Below are 3,676 nucleotides of genomic sequence, written 5' to 3' on the forward strand. Positions count from 1 at the left end.
AGCGCTGTCGGCTCCCGGGACCCCGCGGAGTCCCGGGAGCCGACAGCGCTGGCCGCCGCCTGAGCGGTGAGCCGTGAGCACTGAGCCGCAAGCGGTGAATGGCGTGCGCGATCGGTGAGGGGCGACGGGTTCTATGCGTCCACCCCCAGGTGGCGGGTGGCGAAGTCCAGTTCCAGGCGGAGCTGCTTGATGCGCTCGTCGACGACGAGGGAGCCATGGCCCGCGTCGTAGCGGTAGACCTCGTGGACGGCGGAGCGGGCCACCAGTCTGTCGACGTAGTTGTCGATCTGGCGGATGGGGCAGCGCGGGTCGTTCACCCCGGCGGAGATGTAGACCGGGGCCTTCACCGCGTCGACGTACGTCAGCGGGGAGGAGGCCGCGAAGCGTTCGGGGACCTCCTCCGGGGTGCCGCCGAGGAGGGTGCGGTCCATCGCCTTCAGCGCCTCCATCTCGTCGTGGTACGCGGTGACGTAGTCGGCGACGGGGACGGCGGCGATGCCGAGGCTCCACAGGTCCGGCTGGGTGCCGAGGCCGAGGAGGGTGAGGTAGCCGCCCCAGGAGCCGCCGGTCAGGACGAGGCGGTCGGGGTCGGCGAAGCCGGTGCTCACCGCCCACTCGCGGACGGCCGCGATGTCCTCCAGCTCGATCAGGCCGACCCGGTGCTTGAGGGCGTCGGTCCAGGCCCGGCCGTAGCCGGTGGAGCCGCGGTAGTTGATGCGGATCACCGCGTACCCGTGGTCGAGCCAGGCGGCCGGGCCGGCGGCGAAGGAGTCGCTGTCGTGCCAGGTGGGGCCGCCGTGGATCTCGAAGAGCGTGGGGTACGGGCCGGACACGCCGACCGGGCGCTGCACGAGCGCGTGCACCCGGCCGCCGGGGCTCTCCACCCACACGTCCTCCACCGGCACCGAGCCCGGGCACTTCAGGCCCGGCGGGTCCAGGACGACCTCGCCCGTCGTGGACCGCACGACCGGCGGCTCGGCGGCCGACGACCACAGGTACTCCACGCTGCCGTCGGGGCGGGCCGTGGCCCCGGAGACCGTGCCCCTCGGGGTCTTGACGCGCTCCAGACTGCGCGTCGCCAGTTCGTAGCGCCACAGCTCGCTGCGGGCCTCGAAGCTGTGGACGACGAGCAGCGCGGAGCCGTCCGGATACCACTCGGCGCTCAGGTCCCCCTCCAGCTGGTCGGCGAGGCCGAGGTCGGTCTCCTCGCCGGACGCCACGTCCCAGACGAGGGGTTCCCAGCGGCCCCGGCGCTGGTGCCCGATGAGCAGGCGGGTGTCACCCACGACGGGGGCGAAGCCGAGGACCTCCAGGCCCAGTTCGATCGTGCCGCCCTTGGTGTCGTCCAGCTCGGCGACCGTCGTGCCGTCCGGGCGGACCACGCGCAGCGCCGAGTGCATCGCGTCGCCGTGCTCGGTGTGCTCGACGGCGATCAGCGAGCCGTCGTGCGAGAGGTCACCCACGCCGGCCGACTCGCGGTGTCGGTAGATCTCGACGGGGGCCGAACCCCGCCGGACCAGATGGATCGTCGAGCCGTCCTCGTCGGTGGAGCGGCCGACGACCGCCGTGCGGCCGTCGCGGCCGATGGCCAGGCCCGCCGGGTACGACGCGTCCAGGCCCGGCGTCGCCTCCTCGTCGGGGCCGCCCTGGAAGGGCTGGCGGCGCCAGACGCCGAACTCGTCGCCGTCCTTGTCGTCGAACCACCAGATCCACTCGCCGTCCGGCGAGAGCACGCCGTCCGTCGTCCCGTTGGCCCGGTCCGTGGCCTGGCGCTGCTCGCCGGTCACCCGGTCCCACGCGTACAACTCGTACGTGCCCGTGGCGTTGGAGACGAACAGCGAGCGGTGCGGCGCGTCCTCCGCCCAGTCCGGCAGCGACACCCTCGGCGCCCGGAACCTCTTCTCCCAGTCGGGCATGGACCCGCTCTGCTGCTGCGGGGTGGACCCGTTGCTCTCAGTCATGGCCCCATATTGCCCCGCCCGTCGGACATTGCGTCGCCGAGGCCCCCAGCCTGTGGAAAACTTCCGCCCGGCGCCGCCCCCGCGCCTGTGGACAACCAGTGAACGCGCAGGTCGAGCCCGACTGCGGCCGGGACCACGACCGGGTGGCACAGGGCGACCGCGCAGGCGGCTCCCGACCGGATGTCCGGGCGCCCCGGACCGATTGCGGGACCGATTGTCAGTGGCCGGGTGCAGACTCGCCGCATGACCCCGACGAACGATGTGCCGACCTCGACGAACGCTGTGCCGACGGCGGGCACCCCGGCGGGCGTACTGCGCGGGACCGTCGAGACGTACTGGGCCAGCGCGGTCGCCCGCGACTGGGACGCGTTCGCCGACACCCTGGCCGAGGACGTGGTGTACGAGCTGCCGCAGACGAGGGAGCGGATCCGGGGCCGGGAGCGGTATGTGCGGTTCAACCGCGACTATCCGGCGGACTGGCACGCCCGCGTCGAGCGGATCGTCGCCGAGCCGGGGCAGGTCGTCAGCTGGATACAGGTGACGGTCGGGCCGGAGGAGATGGACGCGGTCTCCTTCTTCACGGGGGACGCGCACGGCCGGATCACCTCCGTCATCGACTTCTGGCCCGAGCCGTACGAGCCGCCGGCAGGCCGGGAGCACCTCGTCGAGCGGTACTGAACCGCTCTGCCGCATGGTCGACCCGGCCGACCCCGCGGCCGGGCGGGCGGTGCGGGCACCGTACGGTGGAAGGCGTGTACCGGTTTCTGCTGACGCCCCGATGGTGGGGGATCAACGTCTTCGTGCTGCTCGCCATCCCCTTCTGCGTGTTCATGGGGTCGTGGCAGCTGAGCCGGTTCGAGGACCGTATGCAGGACCACCGCACGGCGACCGAGCGCGTCGACCCCGCGGACCGGGCCCCGGCCCGCCCGCTGGACCAGCTGCTGCCGGTCGACAAGGAGACCTCCGGCGAGCTGGTCACCGCGACCGGACGGTACGGCGAGCAGCTCCTGGTTCCCCACCGCGAGCTGGACGGCAAGGACGGGTTCTACGTCCTGACGCTGCTGCGCACCGACGGGGGCAAGTCGCTGCCGGTCGTACGGGGCTGGCTGCCCGGTACCGCGGACCCGGACCGGGCGCCGGCCGCGCCCACCGGCGAGGTCACCGTGACCGGCTCGCTCCAGGCGTCCGAGACGCCCGGCTCCAACGGTGTGCCCGTGCAGGGCGGTCTCCCCGCCGGCCAGACGGGGGCGATCAGCGCGGCGACGCTGGTGAACCTGGTGCCGGACGACCTGTACGACGCCTGGGTCACCCTCGACAAGGGCGACGCGGAGATGAAGGCCGTGCCGGCGACGGCGCCGCAGGACAGCGGGCTCGACCTCAAGGCGTTCCAGAACCTCGGCTACACCGGCGAGTGGTTCGTCTTCGCCGGCTTCGTCGTCTTCATGTGGTTCCGGCTGCTGCGCCGCGAGATCGAGTTCATCCGGGACGAACAGCTGGGGCTGGTCCCGGAGGGGGACGGCTCGGCGGACCCGCACCCGAAGGAGGGTGCGTCGAGGGACGGCGGTGGTTCCGGGGCCGGCCAGGAGGCGGAGGCGGGCCGTTCCGGCGAGGAGCGGGACCCCTCCCGCGAAGCGGAACCCGCCCAGTGACGCCGGGCCCGCCCGGGACGTGAAGGGCGGGCCCGGCGTCACTGGGCGGGTTCCGCTTCGCGGGAG

The 3,676-nt window shown here is 73.1% G+C and carries 3 protein-coding genes; 2 read left to right on the forward strand and 1 reads right to left on the reverse strand.

Going from position 1 to position 3,676, the window contains the following annotated elements; translation table 11 throughout:
- Positions 1-131: 131 nt before the first annotated feature.
- The gene (locus AOK15_RS39325) at positions 132-1,961 is read right to left on the reverse strand and encodes a S9 family peptidase (protein ID WP_079058950.1); all 1,830 of its coding nucleotides are present in this window, start codon (positions 1,959-1,961) and stop codon (positions 132-134) included.
- Between the two features lie 243 nt (positions 1,962-2,204).
- Between AOK15_RS39325 and AOK15_RS39330 the strand changes: the two genes are divergently transcribed.
- Both AOK15_RS39330 and AOK15_RS39335 read left to right on the forward strand, forming a co-directional pair.
- Entirely contained in the window at positions 2,205-2,639 is a 435-nt protein-coding gene (locus AOK15_RS39330; RefSeq protein ID WP_079058951.1) for a nuclear transport factor 2 family protein, read from the forward strand.
- A gap of 74 nt (positions 2,640-2,713) precedes the next feature.
- Complete coding sequence (locus AOK15_RS39335) at positions 2,714-3,610, forward strand: SURF1 family protein (protein ID WP_055523809.1); 897 nt, start codon at positions 2,714-2,716, stop codon at positions 3,608-3,610.
- Positions 3,611-3,676: the final 66 nt, after the last annotated feature.

Source organism: Streptomyces ossamyceticus (assembly GCF_001418475.1).
GTDB classification, from domain to species: domain Bacteria; phylum Actinomycetota; class Actinomycetes; order Streptomycetales; family Streptomycetaceae; genus Streptomyces; species Streptomyces ossamyceticus.